We start from the raw sequence: 1,223 nt of genomic DNA, 5'->3' as shown, positions 1-1,223 counted from the left end.
CGCTGAACACGCTGAACACGCTGAACACGCTGAACACGCTGAACACGAAAAGCATAATGATTTAACGGGTCATCCAAAACAAATTACAGCATTTTTAATGGGATTTAATTCGCCTTTGTACACACTACAAATTAGGCGCAATATAAATCAATATAAGCCAGAAGCCCTGCTTGGCATTATGCCAACCGTAACACTTAAAGAGTTATGGGAAATGCTCGCCATAGTAGAAAAAATACTTTTACTATTCTCAGCTGTTGTCGTGTTAGTAAGCCTACTTGGCATGCTAACGACATTGCTTGCAAATTTAAGTCAGCGTCGTCGCGAACTTGCTATATTACGTTCGGTAGGCGCTCGCCCTTGGCATTTATTTACACTTATAAGTATTGAGTCACTACTCACCACTTTGCTTGGCTGCCTAGTAGGTAGTGCGCTTTACTATTTAGTTATTTTTTCAGCCGGCGGTTACTTACAAAGTCATGCCGGTATAAGCGTAAATATCACAATGCTCTCTTACTATGAACTGGGCTTAATCGGCGTTATTATGGCAGCCGGTTTTATTATTGGCTTAATACCCGCTACTCGCGCTTATTTTTATTCACTCAGCGATGGCATGAGTATAAAAGCATAATTTTTAGGTACTCTATGACATTTTTTAAAACAGCAGTTAATTACAGCTTGTGTATTAGCTTATTATTTATAAGCTTTATAAGCAGTGCCAATCCACCAAAAGAAATTTTTTGGGAAGACTTAATCCCTAAAAACCACGTGCAAATAGACACTCAAGCACAAGCTAATCACGAAGGTAGCGATCAAAACTGGGTGCAACCCGATTTAGATGCACCAGTAGTAAAAGCACTTGATGGGCAATCGGTAAGCTTACCCGGCTTTGTTGTACCACTTGAGGGCGATAGCGAAGTCATTACTGAGTTTTTACTCGTCCCTTATTTTGGCGCCTGTATACACGTACCACCACCACCGCCAAATCAAATAGTCCATGTAACAATTAAAGGTGGAGTACCAATAGATAGCCTATACGACGCAATTGTTGTAACTGGAGTCATAAGTACACAAACATGGTCGGGCGAAATAGCGCAGGTAGGATATAAAATGAAAGCGGTCGGTGTAGCACCGTTCGAGCTTTAAAATAAAGGGCCAGCTTTTAAAGCTGGCCCTTAAATATCATTAAATTTAGAATCGATAAAATTTACACAACTAAATATTCA

General features: G+C 40.1%; 2 protein-coding genes. Both read left to right on the top strand.

Going from position 1 to position 1,223, the window contains the following annotated elements:
- The coding region (locus GQR46_RS20645; protein WP_240922889.1) for an ABC transporter permease at positions 1-628 on the top strand (628 nt) is incomplete at its 5' end.
- A gap of 14 nt (positions 629-642) precedes the next feature.
- Complete coding sequence (locus GQR46_RS05520; RefSeq protein WP_165740325.1) at positions 643-1,143, top strand: DUF3299 domain-containing protein; 501 nt, start codon at positions 643-645, stop codon at positions 1,141-1,143.
- Positions 1,144-1,223: the final 80 nt, after the last annotated feature.

Origin of the sequence: Pseudoalteromonas sp. Z1A6 (assembly GCF_011378745.1) — a bacterium.
Taxonomy (GTDB): domain Bacteria; phylum Pseudomonadota; class Gammaproteobacteria; order Enterobacterales; family Alteromonadaceae; genus Pseudoalteromonas; species Pseudoalteromonas arctica.
Note: the sequence above shows the minus strand (reverse complement) of the source record. Positions and strands in the feature narration are given on the sequence as shown.

Coding starts and splice junctions, on each gene's coding strand:
- GQR46_RS05520 (WP_165740325.1), top strand. CDS start 643: ATGACATTTTTTAAAACAGCAGTTAATTACAGCTTGTGTATTAGCTTA.